The sequence below is a fragment of the Pyxidicoccus sp. M6 genome, from assembly GCF_055568925.1.
In genome coordinates this window covers 822685-838827 of sequence record NZ_CM145714.1, presented here as the reverse complement: position 1 = coordinate 838827, position 16143 = coordinate 822685, and the positions used below count along the sequence as shown (strand labels likewise).

Annotated in this window: 13 protein-coding genes; 9 read left to right on the top strand and 4 right to left on the bottom strand. The window is 69.7% G+C overall.

Translation table 11 applies throughout. From position 1 onward, the window contains the following. Nucleotides 1-67 precede the first annotated feature (67 nt). From ACVTJA_RS03560 to ACVTJA_RS03540, 5 genes are all read left to right on the top strand, one after another. The gene (locus ACVTJA_RS03560; protein WP_465833777.1) at nt 68-1057 is read left to right on the top strand and encodes a hypothetical protein; all 990 of its coding nucleotides are present in this window, start codon (nt 68-70) and stop codon (nt 1055-1057) included. 179 nt (nt 1058-1236) lie between these two features. Then, on the top strand, nt 1237-2508 hold the full coding sequence (locus ACVTJA_RS03555) for a hypothetical protein (RefSeq protein WP_465833775.1): 1272 nt from the start codon (nt 1237-1239) through the stop codon (nt 2506-2508). Nucleotides 2509-2578: 70 nt separating this feature from the next. Further along, on the top strand, nt 2579-4702 hold the full coding sequence (gene glgX / locus ACVTJA_RS03550; protein ID WP_465833773.1) for a glycogen debranching protein GlgX: 2124 nt from the start codon (nt 2579-2581) through the stop codon (nt 4700-4702). Between the two features lie 47 nt (nt 4703-4749). Then, the gene (locus ACVTJA_RS03545) at nt 4750-5388 is read left to right on the top strand and encodes a double zinc ribbon domain-containing protein (RefSeq protein ID WP_465833771.1); all 639 of its coding nucleotides are present in this window, start codon (nt 4750-4752) and stop codon (nt 5386-5388) included. 93 nt (nt 5389-5481) lie between these two features. Further along, complete coding sequence (locus ACVTJA_RS03540) at nt 5482-6132, top strand: class I SAM-dependent methyltransferase (protein WP_465833770.1); 651 nt, start codon at nt 5482-5484, stop codon at nt 6130-6132. A gap of 52 nt (nt 6133-6184) precedes the next feature. Here the strand turns inward: ACVTJA_RS03540 and ACVTJA_RS03535 are convergent, their stop codons facing one another. Beyond that, nucleotides 6185-6772 (bottom strand): TetR/AcrR family transcriptional regulator, encoded by a 588-nt coding sequence (locus ACVTJA_RS03535; protein ID WP_465833769.1) that lies wholly within the window; start codon nt 6770-6772, stop codon nt 6185-6187. 109 nt (nt 6773-6881) lie between these two features. On the opposite strand from ACVTJA_RS03535, the gene ACVTJA_RS03530 reads away from it, so the two are divergent. Further along, nucleotides 6882-7526 (top strand): glutathione S-transferase family protein, encoded by a 645-nt coding sequence (locus ACVTJA_RS03530; RefSeq protein WP_465833767.1) that lies wholly within the window; start codon nt 6882-6884, stop codon nt 7524-7526. Between the two features lie 197 nt (nt 7527-7723). After that, entirely contained in the window at nt 7724-9577 is a 1854-nt protein-coding gene (locus tag ACVTJA_RS03525; RefSeq protein ID WP_465833766.1) for a hypothetical protein, read from the top strand. A 19-nt stretch (nt 9578-9596) separates the two neighbouring features. Here ACVTJA_RS03525 and ACVTJA_RS03520 read toward each other — a convergent pair whose 3' ends face one another. Together ACVTJA_RS03520 and ACVTJA_RS03515 are read right to left on the bottom strand one after the other, a co-directional pair. Beyond that, nucleotides 9597-10805, bottom strand: coding sequence for a hypothetical protein (locus ACVTJA_RS03520; RefSeq protein WP_465833764.1), 1209 nt, complete (start codon nt 10803-10805; stop codon nt 9597-9599). Between the two features lie 39 nt (nt 10806-10844). Next, complete coding sequence (locus ACVTJA_RS03515; protein WP_465833763.1) at nt 10845-11009, bottom strand: hypothetical protein; 165 nt, start codon at nt 11007-11009, stop codon at nt 10845-10847. 517 nt (nt 11010-11526) lie between these two features. On the opposite strand from ACVTJA_RS03515, the gene ACVTJA_RS03510 reads away from it, so the two are divergent. Together ACVTJA_RS03510 and ACVTJA_RS03505 are read left to right on the top strand one after the other, a co-directional pair. After that, nucleotides 11527-13779, top strand: a complete 2253-nt coding sequence (locus ACVTJA_RS03510) for a mucoidy inhibitor MuiA family protein (protein WP_465833762.1) — start codon at nt 11527-11529, stop codon at nt 13777-13779. A gap of 10 nt (nt 13780-13789) precedes the next feature. Further along, nucleotides 13790-15355, top strand: a complete 1566-nt coding sequence (locus tag ACVTJA_RS03505; RefSeq protein ID WP_465833761.1) for a mucoidy inhibitor MuiA family protein — start codon at nt 13790-13792, stop codon at nt 15353-15355. Between the two features lie 73 nt (nt 15356-15428). Here ACVTJA_RS03505 and ACVTJA_RS03500 read toward each other — a convergent pair whose 3' ends face one another. After that, nucleotides 15429-16028 (bottom strand): TetR/AcrR family transcriptional regulator, encoded by a 600-nt coding sequence (locus ACVTJA_RS03500; protein WP_465833759.1) that lies wholly within the window; start codon nt 16026-16028, stop codon nt 15429-15431. Nucleotides 16029-16143 lie beyond the last annotated feature (115 nt).

Below are 16143 nucleotides of genomic sequence, written 5' to 3'. Positions count from 1 at the left end.
TCTCAGGGCACCTGTCATACCTGAGCCTGCTTGAACGGACGCCGCCCGACCTGCCAGCGTCCGTCCCATGGCACCTCGCGCCCCACACCCTGTCCTGCGGCTGCTCCTCGCCGCCGCCGTCGCCGCCGGCCCGGTCCTCGCGTGCACCAAGACGCCTGAAGCGCCCCCCGCGCGTCACAACGCCTCCGAGCCCATCCAGGTGAAGGGTACTCATGTGTCCATGGTGCCTCCCGCGGGCTTCGTGGAGACCACGCGCTTCACAGGCTTCATGAATCCCGAGATGCACGCCGCCATCCAATTCCGGGAGTACCCACTCTCCAGCGCGACGGTCATCCCGGGCTTCCAGAAGGAATCGCTCGAGTCCCAGGGCGGAAAGGTGCTGTCCCGGGAGAACGTGTTGGTCGACGGCCTGCCGGGGATTCTCATCCACATGACCGAGACCACCGACGGCGTGGACTACCGCTGGTGGATTCTCGCCATGGGAGACGCCTCCGGCACGCTCGTGGTCAAGGCCAACTGGCGCGACCAGTACTCGGCGGCGGTGAGCGGGCCCATCGAGTCCGCCCTGCGCTCCCTTCGCTGGAATCGCAGCGCCGAGGCCCCTCCCGGGCCGAAGCTCTTCACGCTGAAGGAGCAGCCTGGACTGAAGGAAGCCCAGCGGACCGCCGCCGGCGCCACGTACACGCGCGACGGGAAGCCCCCCGAGCCATCCCGGCCGCAGCCCACCCTCACCATCTCCCGCTTCCCACGCAGGAAGAGCATGGGGGATGACATGTCTGCCTTTGCCCGCTCGGAGCTGGAAGGCATGTCGGTCATCAAGGACGCCATCATCGAATCCAGCGCCGCGCTGACGGTGGACGGCCTCACGGGTCATGAGTTCGTGACTCGAGAGAAGAACCCCGCGGCCCGAGGGAACTACACGCACTACTACGCACTGCTGATGGGAGAGAAGCACGGCTTCCTCTTCCAGTGCCTCGTGGCGGAGGAGGACCGCGACGCCTACGTGGAGAACTTCAAGAAGGCCGTGCGCGGCTTCCAGCCCCTCCCCACGGACTGAGAAACCCGGCTCACTGCCTGGCTTCTGGAGCAGCCAGCCAGCCGAGCCCCCGGCGTCCCGCCCGCAAGCCCGGGCGACGTGGAGGACGGGCGGTCAGGCACTGCGCGTCGGTGGCACCTTCGACACCAGACACGCTATCGAACAAGAGGGAAGCGAAGCTTGAACACGGGTGGGGTGAAATGAGTGTGAAGCTGCTGCTGGCCGGCCGGCGCGACGCGGACGTGAATCCGTTCTCGCCCCCCGAGTCAGCCCAACCCTGGCTGCGGCGAGCCCTGGCCTGGGTCCATGAACACGCCGAGGAACTGCTGGAGAGCGCCCGCATGGACACCGGTCCCCAGGGCGCGCCCATGCTCCGCCTCCGCCTCCATCCCGCCGCGGGTGAGGTCTCCATCCTCGCGGCCACCGGCGGACGCGTGGTGATTTCAGCCGAAACCTCCGCGGTGGGCCCCGGCTACCACGTCTACCTCTGCGACATGGTGAAGCGGCTCGGCCAGGAGCTCGGCCTCACCTGGGCGGAGCCGGATGAGACCGCGGGCGTGGGCGACCCGACAGGCTACTTCCACACGGGCGACGCGGGCCCGGTGGAGGTCTACATGCTCGCCTCGCTCCAGGAGTCCGTGGCCCAGGTGCTTCGCATGCGCAGCCAGGGAGAGTCCGGCTTCGGACTGTCCATGCGCTTCGGCCACACCTTCGAGCATCCCGGCGCGCTCCTCACGCCGCTCGGGCCTCGCGATGAACGTTGGCTGCGCAACGTCTACGAGGACCCGCGCCGCGGCATGGACGTGTTTCCCTGGTGGACACCCGGCCTCCATGCGCGCACGCGGCTGAGCCGCGCGATGTGTCGCCTGTGGACGGACGTGGTGTGGCGCCCGCCGCTCCTGGACGAGGAGCGCGCCCTCCTGCGCGACGTGGCCCGCCTGCTCGAGTCGGCCTGGCGCGAAGATTCGTCCCTCACCTACCCGTGGCGCGAGTGGCAGGAGGTGCTCGGCTACCTGGGCATCGGCGGCACGCTGGCCGAGGAGGTCCGCCGCCGCGCGGCCACCGCCTCCGGCGGCCCGCCCATGGGCTACCGGCGCGGCACGGTGCAGGTGGTGCTGCCGGAGGGCTGGGAGATTCGCATCCCCGGCTCGCTCGCGGAGGCGCACCTCCAGGACGGCACGTGGGTGGCAAGGGACCATCGCCGCAGCGTGCGCTTCGTCCCCCTGGAGGACGGCACCGAGGAGAGCCTCGCCCCCACCACCGTCGAGCGCCGCGCGCTGGAGCTGGAGCACCGCGGCGAGCGGGTGAGCGGCAGGGCCTCGCTGCACATGGAGCCGGGCGAGTGCCGGCTGACGGCCCTGTGCAGGTCCGGCAGGCGCCGGGCGCTCTGCGTGGTGAGCTTCGACGACCCGGACGAGCAGGACTGGGCGCTGGGCACCTGGCGCTCACTGGACCACGCTGCCGCCGCGTGACGGTTGCCGGCCCGGAGGGGCACTCCCACATTCAGCGGGCATTTTTCCTTCAGAGGAATCGAGAGCCCGAATGAGCAGGGAGGTCTGGCCGGGCAAGCCCTGGCCGCGTGGTGCGACGTTCGACGGCACCGGAGTCAACTTCGCCGTCTTCTCCTCGGTGGCCACCCGCGTGGAGGTCTGCCTCTACGACCCGGCCCACCCAGCGAAGGAAACCGGACGCTTCGACCTGCCCGAGGTGACGGACAACGTCTTCCACGGCTACGTGCCGGGCCTGGAGCCGGGAGCGCTGTACGGCCTGCGCGTGCATGGTCCGTATGAGCCGCAACACGGGCACCGCTGCAACCCGCACAAGCTGCTGGTGGACCCGTACGCCAAGGCCCTCCACGGAGAGGTGGACTGGCGCCAGCCCGTCTTCGGCTACCCGCTGGGCCATGCGCAGCAGGACCTGGCCAAGGACGAGCGAGACAGCGCCGCGGGCGTGCCGAAGAGCGTGGTGGTGAGCGACTTCTTCGACTGGGGCAATGACAGACGTCCGGAGGTCCCCTGGCGCAAGACGGTCATCTACGAGGCCCACGTGCGCGGCCTCACCATGCGCCACCCCGGCGTGCCCGAGCACCTGCGCGGCACCTACGCGGGCCTCGCCTCGCCCGCGGTCATCGAACACCTGAAGGCGCTGGGCGTGACGACGGTGGAGCTCCTGCCGGTGCACGCCTTCGCGGACGACTCGTTCCTCAACGACAAGAAGCTGTCCAACTTCTGGGGCTACAACACGCTCTGCTACTTCGCCCCGGAGCAGTACTACGCCAGCCGCAAGACGCCGGGCGCCGCCGTGGCCGAGTTCAAGGCCATGGTGAGGGATTTGCACGCGGCCGGCATCGAAGTGCTTCTCGACGTCGTCTACAACCACACGTGCGAGGGCAACCACCTGGGGCCCACGCTGTCGCTCAAGGGCATCGACAACGCGGCGTACTACTGGCTCATGCCCGAGCGGCGGCACTACCTGGACTTCACCGGGTGCGGCAACAGCGTCAACGCAGCCCATCCACAGACGGCGCGGCTCATCGCCGACAGCCTCCGCTACTGGGTGAACGAGATGCACGTGGACGGGTTCCGCTTCGACCTGGCCACGGTGCTCGGACGCACGGGCGAGGGCGCCTTCGACCGGGACGCGGCGCTGTTCCAAATCATCCACCAGGACCCGGTGCTCAGCCGGGTGAAGCTGATTGCCGAGCCGTGGGACGTGGGGCTCGGCGGCTACCAGGTGGGCGGCTTCCCCGCGCCGTGGCGCGAGTGGAACGGCAAGTACCGGGACGCGCTGCGGCGCTACTGGAAGGGCGATGAGAACCTCGCGGGCGAGATGGGCTACCGCCTCACCGGCAACGCGGACCTCTACGCGGAGGCGCGCCGCAAGCCGCAGGCGAGCATCAACTTCGTCACCGCGCACGACGGCTTCACGCTGCACGATTTGGTGACGTACAGCCACAAGCACAACGAGGCCAACGGCGAGCACAACCGCGACGGCGCGGACGACAACCAGTCCTGGAACTGCGGCGTGGAGGGCGAGACGGACACCCCGGACGTCATCGCCCTGCGCGAGCGGCAGAAGCGCAACCTCCTGGCGTCGCTCTTCCTGTCCACCGGCATCCCGATGATTGTCGCCGGTGACGAGATGGGCCGCACTCAGGGGGGCAACAACAACGCGTACTGCCAGGACAACGACTTGTCCTACGTGGACTGGAACCTGGATGAGCGGCGGCGGAAGCTGCTCGAGTTCACCCGCAAGCTCATCCACTTCCGTCACGGGCAGCCGGTGCTGCAGCGGCGGCGCTTCTTCAAGGGCGCGCACCTGTGGGACTCGCAGCACAAGGACCTGACGTGGTTCCGACCGGACGGCTCGGAGATGAGCGCGGAGGACTGGCAGAAGCCCTTCACGCGCTCGCTGGCGTTCCTCCTCGGAGGCGACGCGATTCCCACGCCGGACGAGCGTGGCCAGCGCATCATCGGCGACGCGCTGCTCATCCTGCTCAACGCGCACCACGAGCCGGTGCCCTTCAAGCTCGCCCCGGCGGCTCCGGGACACCACTGGGAGCTGGAGCTGTACACGGCGGATGACGCGCGGAGCGGAGAGCGCCCGCAGGGGAAGTTCGAGCTGACGGGCCGCTCGCTGGTGGTGTTCCGGCAGGTCGAAGGCTGAGGCCGTGTGTTAGCGTGCCGCGTGGGTCTCAAGGGGGCACACGCGGCATGTCGATGATTCAGTTCACCCGGAACTACACGGACCGCTCGAACGACTACGGCTTCCAGTTCGAGTTCTTCTGCGACAAGTGCGGCAACGGGCACATGTCGCCGTTCATCGCGAGCAAGGTGGGCGTGGCCACGGGGATTCTCCGCGCGGCGGGCTCGTTCTTCGGCGGGACGATTGGACGCGCGGCGCACGCGGGCACGCACCTGAAGGACGCGCTGCGCGGCCAGGGCTGGGACGAGGCCTACGCGGAGGCGGTGGAGGAAGGGCGCAAGCACTTCAAGAACTGCACGCGGTGCGGGAAGTGGGTGTGCCCGCAGTCGTGCTGGAACGAGGCGCGGAGCCTGTGTGAGGCGTGCGCGCCGGACCTCGCGGAGGAGGCGGCCTCCCTCCAGGCGCACGTGGCGGTGGAGCAGGCGCGGGACAAGATGCGCAAGGTGGACCAGGTGGCGTCGCTGGACGTGAAGGCGGCGCGCGTGGCGGCCTGTCCGCACTGCAACGCGAAGGCGGAGGGCGGGAAGTTCTGCGCCGAGTGCGGCAAGCCACTGACAGTGCAGAAGGTGGCCTGCGGCCAATGCGGCCAGGAGGTCCCCGAGCGCGCGAAGTTCTGCCCGGAATGCGGCACGCCCCGGAGCGGGTGAGCGGCCTCGGCACCGAGCATCTGTCCCATTGTTCCAGGGCCTGCGGGGTTCTTCTCCACGCGGGCCTTGTCGCGTGCTTAGGCTCCGGGAACCATGTCCCGGGACGCGCAGGAAGACGGAGTGCGACAGGCGTACGGGGAGATTGCCCCGGAATACGAGGCACTCTTCTCCGTGCTCCACCGCTACGAGGACCGCGTGGAGTGCTTCCTCGCGGAGGCCGTGAAGCCCGGGTGCCGCGTGCTCGACGTGGGCTGTGGCCCCGGGCTGCACACGCGCGGACTGGACGCCTCCGTGGACGTGGTGGGCACGGACCTCTCCCCGGAGATGCTCGAGCTCGCCCGACGCGCGCGGCCGTCCGGTGCCTGGCACCTGCACAGCTACCACCAGCCGTTTCCCCCGGAGTGGGGTCGCTTCCACGTGGCGCTGGCCATCGGCTGCCTGGACTTCTGTGAGGATTTGCCGCGCGTGCTCGGCAACCTCGCCGCGGCGCTGGAGCCGGGCGCGCGCCTGCTCTTCACCGTGCTGGAGCGGCGCCCCGGGCTCGAAGGGCACGAGATGCCCATGCGCCAAATCCAGACAGCGGGCCCGTCCGTCGCGCTGCACCTCTATTCATTCGATGAGACAGCGCACGCGGTGACACAGGCGGGACTGCTCCCGCGCGCGTACGCGCACGCGCCCGGCTGGGTCCATCTCACCGAAGAACGGACGATGTGGTTCGGCTGGTGGGACGTGGAGCGCCGGTAGCCACCCCGAGCGCTCCGTCCCCCACCGTGCCCCGAGTCCGGTGGGCCATGCATCAACGCTCCAGCACGGCGAGCGCCTCCGCGCGTGCGGTGGCGCGGAGCTTCTTGCGCAGGCGCGGGTCATCCGTGGTCCGTGCCAGCACCATGCCGCCGACGCAGAGGTTGACCATCAGGAGGGCCTTTCGCTCGGCATCCTTGTCGTTCTCCGGGAAGGCAGCCTGGAATACGTGCACCATGTTCTCCATCAGCGTGGTGTACGCGGCACGAGGCTCCAGTCCGGCGCGCGCCACGTCGGACGGTAGCGCGATGAGCGGACAGTGCTGGTCCACGTCGTTCAGGATTTCGTCGGAGAGGTACAGGTCCACCAACTGCCGCGCGAGCCGAGGGGGCGGAGGAGGAGGGCTTTTCGACGCCTCCTGACGCTTCGTGAACGGGTTGCAGGTGGTGAAGCTGCGCACGGCCTCGGCGTAGAGCTCGTCCTTGCTGGAGAAGTGGTTGTAGAAGCCGCCGCGCGTCAGGCCGGCGCTCTTCATGACATCGTCGATGGAGACCTGGTCGAAGCCGTGGCGGTTGAACATCACCCTCGCGCTCTCGACGATTCGCGCGCGCGTGCGCGCCTTGTGTTCCGCGGTGTACGGCATGGCATCTCCTCCGAAGCGCCATCCTGGCGGGGCCCAATCTATGTTCTTGAGCATATTTTGCGTCCCGACAGAGTGCTCCTCGAACCGCTCACACCAAGGAGACGAGGACATGATTCGAGTCAGTGCGTTCAAGTGGGTGCCGCCGTTCGCGCAGGGCCTGGTGCGCGACCTCCGGGTGCGGTGGGCGCTGGAAGAGGCCGGCCTGCCATACGAGGCCCGGCTCATCGACCCGCAGGTCCAGGCGTCGGCCGACTACCGGGCCCTCCAGCCGTTCGGCCAGGTGCCGGTGCTCGAGGAGGATGGCCTCACCCTCTTCGAGTCGGGCTCCATCGTGCTCCACATCGCGTCCCGGAGCGACGTGCTCTTCCCCGCGGATGAAGCTGGCAGGGCACGCGCGACGACGTGGGTCTTCGCCGCGCTCAATTCCATCGAGATTTTCGTCATGCAGCTCGCCGAGCTCGACCTCTTCGCCGCCGACCAGGAGTGGGCGAAGCTCCGCCGCCCGGAATTGGAGGCGGCGGTCCGGCGCAGGCTCGCGGACCTCGCCACCTGGCTCGGGGACCGCGAGTACCTGGAGGGCCGCTTCACCGTCGGAGATTTGATGATGACCACGGTGCTCCGCATCCTCCGCCACACCGACCTGCTCGACGCCGAGCCGAAGCTGAAGGCCTACAAGGAGCGCTGTGAGGCGAGGCCCGCGTTCCAGCGCGCGCTGGCGGCGCAGATGCAGCCTTTCCAACAACACAGCCACTGAGCCCGCCGCGCGGTAGCACCCGCCCCGCCCGACTCCGAGCGCCCCCGGCATCGGCCTGTCCTCCAGGTCGGTATCGAGGGCGTTGCTTGTCAGTGCTTCGCTCGCCCGCCTAGCATCACCCCGTTCCCTCAAGCCCGTGGTGCTCTGCGATGCCGGCTCGCGGCTCCTCCCGTCCTCGTCGAATGAGCGGATACGTCATGGAACTCTTCGCGGCAGTCCCCGTGGCGAAGCTCGTGTACTCGGCGATTCTGGTGGGGCTCTGCTACCTCCTGGTGAGCGAGCTCTACACGCTCTGGTTCGACCCCCGCCTCTACATCGGCAGGTTCGACTACTTCGACACGGGCGAGGAGAAGGAAGCGGACGCGAGGGTCTTCGCGCTCCAGGTCGCCCACCACCACCGGACGCTGCTGCACCTGTTCGCCCAGGAAGAGGAACAGAGAACCCCCAGCGAGCAGAAGCCCGTCGCCGTGGCCTCCGTGACGAGCGCCAGTGCCAGCCCCAGGCAGGAGAACACCTGGTGGCCCCAGGAGGTCGTCCCCATCAACAACGCCTCCAGCGAGCTCTCCAAGGTCGAAATCACCGTCCAGGGCATCAACGTCAAGGAGATCCTCTCCAAGATTCGCCAGTGGGTCAGCACGCCCAACGAAGTCACCGGCACCGTGGAGAAGGGCAGCGCCGGAGTGCGCGCGGCGGCGAACTGGCCCAAGGGGCCCTCGCGCGCGGGCGGCCAGCTCGTCGACGGACAGCTCCTGATTGTCGACGGTCAGTCGGATGCCTCGCGGGCCGCGTTCCACGTCGCGTGCAGCCTCATCTGGGCCCAGGCCGCGGGCAAGCAGGAGAACCTGTCGAAGGTGCCCCGCGCCGAGTTCTGCGGCTGGGCCGACGGCTGGGCCACCTACGTGACGCTGCGGAACAAGAGCACCGCGTTCGGAGGCCTGGAGGCCGCGGATTTGGAGACGCTGAAGAAGCTCCGCGCCTTCCTGGACCGGCTGGTCGCGAGCTCCGCCGCCTACCCGGAGGTCTACCGGCTCCGCGCGGACCTCATCGACCTGCTGCCGACGGACCAGAAGACGGAGACGGACCTGGCCCTCGCCCAGAACGACCGGACGAAGTACGCCCTCCTCATTGCCCCGAAGGAGGCGGCCCCGACGAGCCCTTCGTTCGTGGCGCGTGCCTCCCAGGGCGAGGAGCTCGCCGTCCGCGCCCAGGGACGTCCGGCGCTGCGCGTGCGGGACGGGAAGCTCGTCGACACGCCCTCCGAGACCTGGCAGCGGATGTTGTCTCCCGCCGCGGAGCAGATTTCCGCCGTCAGCCGTGCCACCGGATCGCTCGTGAGGCGGGGCGCGCCCGGTGAGCGCGAGATGCACCTGACCGGGTTCGCGGTCGCCCGCAACGTCATCATGACCGTGGGAGATGGCTTCCCGCCCGAGCTGCTCACGTCGCCCCCGCCCGCCGGCCTCTCACTCTCTTCGTGGGAGTTCAGCTTCGACGACGCCCCCCACGGCGCGAACCCGCTCCCCGTCACGCAGGTCCTCTTCGCCGCGCATGGAGTTCCAAAGAGCAACTTCTCCTTCGCGCTGCTGGAGATTTCAGGGCACGACGCGACGAAGAACCCGCCCGTGACGTTGGAGTCGAAGGCAGCCGACAACATGGACACCGTGGCCGGGCAGTATGTCTACGTGCTCGGCTATCCAACCGAGGACGCCTCGCTCCCGAGTGCCCTCCGCGGCGCCCTGCTCGGCCCGGAGTTGGAGCTCCACACCAAGCGGCTGATGCCGGGACGGATTCTCTCGGCCAGCCCCGTGGAGACTTCCCGGCATCTCCCGCTGCGACAGCTCGTCAGCGATGTCAGCACCATGCTCGGCGTCGCGGGCGGTCCCCTGGTGGAGCTGCGGAGCGGCCACGTGGTGGGCCTGCACTTCGGAGGACAGTGGGAGGACAAGCAGGGGAAGTTCGCCTACGCCCTCTACATGCCAGACCTGCTCGCGCTGCTGCCTGAAGACGTGATGCAGAAGGTCGGTCAGCGGGTCGTCACCAGCAGCCCGCCCTGAGCCGCTGGCGGCGTCCGCCTCACGGTGAGGCGGGCGCGACGGCCCGGCTGCCGGGGTGCGGCGTCGCGCGGGCGCCGCTCATGAAGTCCGGCAGGCACCCCCACGTCTGGAGGTCCTCCGTCACCGTCGTGCAGAGCCAGCCCTGCGGGCAGGTGCTCAAGTCCTGCGGGTCGCACTTCGCATAACACGCGCTGCCCGTGGGCCCGCCAACCCCACACACCTGGTTGGCGCCGCAGCTGTCCACCTTCCACGAGTCACAGGCCGCCGCGCAGAACCGGCCCGCGCGTCCGCCGCGTCCCCTCACGATGCACTGCGCGCCTCCCGCGCAGGGCTTCTCGTCGGAGCACTCGTCCACGACGAGGTCCAGGCACTGGAAGGCGCCGTCATTGAGCGGAGCGCATTGCTTGTCCGCGGAGCACCCCAGCTTGCGGCAGTCGGGAAGGCAGGCCGCGCCGCTGGGGCTCTCCTCGCACGTGTACCCGTCCGGGCACGCACGGGCCTCGCCCGGGGTGCAGGGCGTGCCGCAGTGGTGGTTGATGCAGAGCAGCCCCTCCTCGCACGCCTCCTCGCGCGTCGCGGGCAGCCGGCTGCATGGCTCTCCGATGAGGCGGACGCCAGTCTGGAGGCACCGGCGAATCACCGGCCCGGGAGCGCCGCCCGCGGCGACGCGGCACACCGAGCCGGGGAAGCAGTGCGAGTCGTCCTCGCACTCGCTGGCGGCGCACGTGAAGGTGCCCTTGCCGTAATCCATCACGCATCCCTGGCCGGCGGGACAATCACTGTCGGTGGTGCATTCACCGCATCGGAAGGTGCCGCCGTCGAACCGGCAATCCATCAGGTTCGCGGGACGGGGCCCCTTGCGCCCATCCAGCAGCGTGGCGACCTCCTCGGAAGCATCGTCATCGACAGGGACTGGCTCGACGGAGGACCGTGGCCGCTCGGACTTCGAAGCGGCGACGCGAGAGCCCGGGCTGGAATGGTCCACGGCGACGCCAGAGCCGCCGTTGCCCGCGACCAGGTAGGCCACCGTCACCGTGGTGGCCGGTGGTGGCTCGACGTGCGGCGGCGCCTCCGTCACGGGAGGCACGCAGGCCTCCGGCGCGGCCTGCTCACAGACTGTGGGCTTCTCCGTGGCGAAGCTCACCACCAGGAAATAGGAGAGGGCCGCGACCGCGACGAAGGCGACGGGTCTGGCGAAAGCCCGCAGGATGCGGATGGCGACTCGCATGGCGCGCGGCGAGACGAAGTGCGCTCGGTACCGCGCGCGCTAGCAGGGGCTACAGCAGTAGCCGGTGGAGCCGTTCGACTGACTCGTGCAGGGATAGCAGCACGCGACTTCGCGAATCTGCGCGTACGCGGCGCCCGCGCCCAGCGCGGCGGCCGTCCCGACAATCACAACCCAACGACGCAGTTGAATCCTGAGCGTTGCCATGTGTCTCCCCCAACGAGGCACAGCCAAAGAGGAACCTCAGACCTGAAGTTTCAACCAATCCTGAATGACCGTCAATACCAGCAATTCATGACTGGACCCCATGGGTCGTCCACGCCAGACTGGCCTCGTGTAACCCTTGAGGTAGCACGCCCAGACGGCCCAGGGAATCCCCCGCCAGAGGTATACGCATCCTGCGCAAAGCTGGAAATACTGGCAACGCACGAAAGTAAAGGAGAAGGGTGTCCCAGGCGACAAGGGCATCCGTCCCGGGGACACACGTCAGGCCGGCCCCGACTCCGGCGCGCCTCGCGCAATGACTTGTCATCCCCTCGCGTCCCCTTTCTCTTCCAGGAACGCAGTTGAGCGGCCTTCTTTACCATCACCCCGCGGGGCACCCGCTCCGGCCCTCCCGTCCCCCGTCTTCGGGTGCTCCTCGACGGAGGAATGCGCCTTTCGTGGTCGCATCATGATGTCTCCGTGAAGATGGGGATGCACCGCGCTGGATAGCTTGCGCGACATGCTCTTCTTCGGACTCGGATGGGTGGCGGCCAGCATGCTCGGCGTCACCACTGAAGCGCCCATCAGCGCTGTGACCGTGTACAGCGACAGGGCCCGCGTGGTGCGGACCGCCACCCTCACCGTCTCCGGCACGCAGCGCGTGGAACTGCCCCGCCTGCCGGTCGCCGTGGACCTGGACTCCATCCGCGTCGAGGCCCAGGGCGCCGAGGTCTCCTCGGTGGACGTGCGCCCCGCCAGCGCCCCGCCTTTTCCCAGGGACGAGGCGAAGAAGCTGCTCGGCACGCTGGACAGACTGGATGACGACCTCGCGCGCGTCCAGGCCGAGCGCGCGGCCGTGACGTTCCAGCTCGCCGCGCTCCGCCGCGTGCAGCCCGCGTCCTCGTCGGATGCCGCGAACCCGGCCACACTTCCTGCCTCGCCCGCGACGTGGAGCACCTCGGCCGCCTTCCTCGTGGACACTGCCGCGAAGCTGGAGGCGCGGATACTGGAACTGGAGGACCGGGTGCTCTCGCTGAAGGACACGCGCGAGAAGCGGCTCGCGGAGGCGGGCCGGCTCGGCGAGCGGCCACGCAAGCCGGGCATCGAGGTGGCCGTCACCCTCTCCGGCTCGGGCCCCACGAAGCTGCAGCTCTCGTACGTCATCCCCGAGGGCGTGCGCTGGTACCCGCGCTACGAGCTCCAGTTGCAGCCGGAGAAGCAGCGCGTGCAGGTGGCCTTCTCCGGCCGCGTCACGCAGGACACCGGCGAGGACTGGGAGCGCGCGAAGCTCACGCTCAGCACCGCCCTGCCCTCCAGCGCCACGTCGCTGCCCCGCTTCAGCACCTGGAAGATTGGCACCGTCGAGCGCTTCATCCCCGAGCCGCGACGGCGGGAGGAGCGCGCCAGCGAGCCGCCGCCGCTGCCCGCACGCACGCCGGAGCCGGACCTGGAGCTCGAGCTGCGCAAGCAACTGCTGACTCGCGCCGGCAAGCCCTTCCCCCCTCCCGAGGAGCCCGAGGAGAAGGTGGCCTCCCGTCCACGCGCTTCGTCCACGACGCAGTCCTACCCGTCGCAGCCGTCCCAGCCGCCCGCGTCCTCGCCCTCGCAGTCGCGGGGCGGCGCTCCCGGCGGCGCGCGCAACAGCACCATCATCGGCACCGTCATCGACGCGCAGTCCCGGCAGCCGGTGCCGGACGTCGTCGTGACCGCGACCTCCCCCTCATTCCCGAGAGAGGAGACGGTGGTGACGGACGCGCAGGGTCAGTACCGCATCCCGTTCCTGCCCTCCGGCGTCTACACCCTGCGGTTCGAGAAGGAGCAGTTCAGGCCCTATGCCCGAAGCGACATTCAGCTCCGCCTGGACCGCACCATCCGGGTGAACGTGGAGCTGCTCCCCGAGGCCCTCGGTGAGGTGATCGAAATCACGGGCAGCCCGCCCACCATCGATGTCGGCTCCACGACCACGGGCGTCAACGTGGACCAGGGTTTCATCAAGCGCGCCTCGGGACGCGGTTCGGGCAGCAGGGGCGGCGGGGGCTACTCCTTGGAGTCCTACGACCCGCCCGAGCCCGTGGTGGACTCGTACGTGGGACTCTCACCGCCCCCGGGCTGGCAGCCGCCGCAGATTGCCTCGGACCTTCCCGCCTCGCTGGCCGGAGGTTACGACCTGGCCTTCTCCGCGCCGCGCCCGGAGACGGTGCTCAGCGGCCAGGGCGAGCGCACCGTGCCCCTGCTCATCGAGTCCTGGCCCGTGCAGGTGGAGCGCCACGTCTTCCCCGCGCTCGCCTCGGACGCGTTCCTCGTCGCGCAGCTCAAGAGCCCGGCGCGCACGGTGCTGCCGGGCGGGCAGGCCTCCCTCTTCGTCGGGGGCGACCCGGCCGGCTCCGCGGACCTGGACCTCGTCGTCCCCGGTGAGGCCTTCACGCTGCCGCTCGGCGTGGACCCCGCCGTGCGCACCGCCCGCAACGTGAAGCTCGTTCAGTCCAAGGAAGGCCTCATCTCCAAGGACGACATCAACACCTACGAAGTCACGCTGGAGGTGCCCAATCCCTATCCGTTCCCCATGCCGGTGCGCGTGGTGGACCAGTGGCCGCTCAGCCAGGACGGCAAGGTGGAGGTGAAGCTGGAGCGCACCACGCCCGCCGCGCGCCAGGACGAGAAGACCGGCGAGCTGCAGTGGGACCTGGTGGTGCCGCCCTCCGGCAAGAGCACCGTTTCGTTTGAATACTCCCTGCGCCGGCCCCAGCACTGGCGCCTGTCCCAGAGCCCGTGAGGAACCCATCATGACCCTGTTGCCCCTGACACTCCTGGCGCTCGCGACGACGTCCCAGATTTCCTCCGTCGTCATCTACCCGGACCGCGCGCAGGTGACGCGGACGCGGACGGTGACGTGCAACGGCGCCACCACCGCCGTCTTCGAACACCTGCCCGAGGCGGCCTCGCCCGAGAGCTTCCGCGCCCGCGCCACCGGCGCCACCCTGGAGGGCATCACCGCCGACACCGTGACGCGCGAAGCGTCGGTGGAGTCCGAGCGTGGGAAGTGGGAGGCCCGAGGCCTCGAGCTGGACCGCGAGCAGGAGGTGCTGAACGCCGCCGCCGCGCGGGCGAAGGACTTGGAGCGGCTGGCGCAGGCCTTCACCGACGTGGCCGTGGACCGCGTCACGAACGAGCTGACCGGGCCGAAGCCGGACTCGCGCGCCTGGGCCGCGGCCTTCGACTCGGCGATGGCGGTGCGGCTGCGCGCGGTGAAGGAGGCGCGAGACGTCGCGGACAAGCAGCGCGTGCTCAAGCAGAAGCTGGACGAGGTGGAGTCGGAGCTGGAGAACCTCAAGAGGCTGGCCTCGCTCAGCGAGCAGCGCGTGGAGGTGCGGGTGTCCTGCCCCGAGGGCTCGCAGGTGCCCGTGGAGCTGACGTACCTGGTGGGCGGCACGTCCTGGACGCCGCTCTACGAAGCGCGCGCGGAAGAAGGCTCGGGCGTGGTGGAGCTGACGTCGCTGGCCACGGTGCGCCAGGCCTCGGGCGAGGACTGGGCGGGGGCGAAGCTCTACCTCTCCACCGCGCTGCCGCGCCAGGACGCCACGCCGCCCACGGTGACGCCGCTGTACGTGTCCGCCACGAAGAAGCCGAAGGAGCGCAAGGTGCTGGTGCGGCGCGACGAGCAGCAGCAGCACGCGGAGGGCGGCACCGATGAGGCGGAGGCCGAGGGCGAGGGACTGCGCGTGCAGTCGCGGGGCCTGTCCGTGCAGTGGGAGGCGCAGGAGGCGACGCGCGTGCCCGGAGATGGCACCGCGGTGCGGGTGCGCCTGGGGCGCCACCGGCTGAAGGCGGACTTCTCGTGGCGCACGGCGCCCAAGCTGCACCCGGTGGTGTTCCGCGTGGCACGGGTGGCCAACACCACGCGCTTCCCGCTGCTGCCCGGCCCCGTCAGCGTCTTCCGCGACACGGGCTTCCTGGGACACCAGCACCTGGAGCGCGTGGCGCAGGGCGCGCCCTTCGAGCTGACCTTCGGACTGGAAGAGGGGCTGCGCGTGAAGCGCACCGTGGTGGAGGAGGTGCGGAAGTCGGAGGGGCTCTTCGGTGGCAAGCAGCGCTTCCGCTTCGCGTATCGCTTCGAGCTCGCCAACCTCCGCGCGCGCCCGGAGAAGGTGGAGCTGGCCGAGCACATCCCCGTGTCCGAGCTGAACGACGTGAAGGTGGAGCTGGAGCCGGAGTCCACGGCCGGCTACACGCTCGCGGCGGAGGACGGCATCGCCACGTGGAAGGTGGCCCTGGCCCCGGGCGAGCGGCGCACCGTGGAGCTCGTCTTCCACGTGGATGCGCCTTCCAGCTACGACACCGGCAGCATGTAGCCGCTCATGGCGTTGTCACCTCGTGGGCGCCCTCCAGCAAGACACCCGAGGGCGGTAACCACCCGCGGCGCCGTCACCCCGGCTTCTGGGAGCGCTTGGAAGACGGAGCGACGGCGTCGCGCAGCAGCGTCTCGGGCAGCCGCTTCATCGCGCGCTTGAAGGGGGCGGCGTCTCCCATCCCGCTGGAGAGGACGAGCGCCCCCTGCACCTCGATGAGCGCGTCCTCGGCGCGCTCGCGGGCCACGGCCGGCTTCAGGCCGGCCTCCTCCAGCACCCGGGCCACCTCCGTCATCCACAGGCCCATGATTTCGCGCAGCCTCGGCTGGAGCCGCTCCTTCGCGCTGCCCAGCGACAGGGCCCCCAGCGCGCACGCGAGGCGGCCTCCCTCATAGAAGCCGTCCAGGGTGCGCAGCATGGCGCGCAGGCGCTCCTCGGGCGTGCCGGGCTCCCGCAACGGTGCGAGCCCCACGCCCTTGAGCCACGCCTCCACGGCGTCGAGCACCGCGTTGACCATGTCGTCCTTCCCGCCCGGGAAGTAGTGGTAGAGGCTGGAGCGCCCCAGCCCCGTCGCCTCGGAGAGCGCGGCCAGCGAGGCCCCGTCGTAGCCCTGCTGCCGGAAGACCCCCAGCAGGCGGCCGACGACTTCTTCGCGGGACAGCAGGGCAGCGGGCACGGCGCCTCCTCGTTGGAACGAACGGTCCACTCCATCTCTGCGAGCGCGGAGGCCCCCTGTCAACTCCGGGACCTCCACCACTCCGGCTTGACGCCAATTTCGCGCCGATTATTAA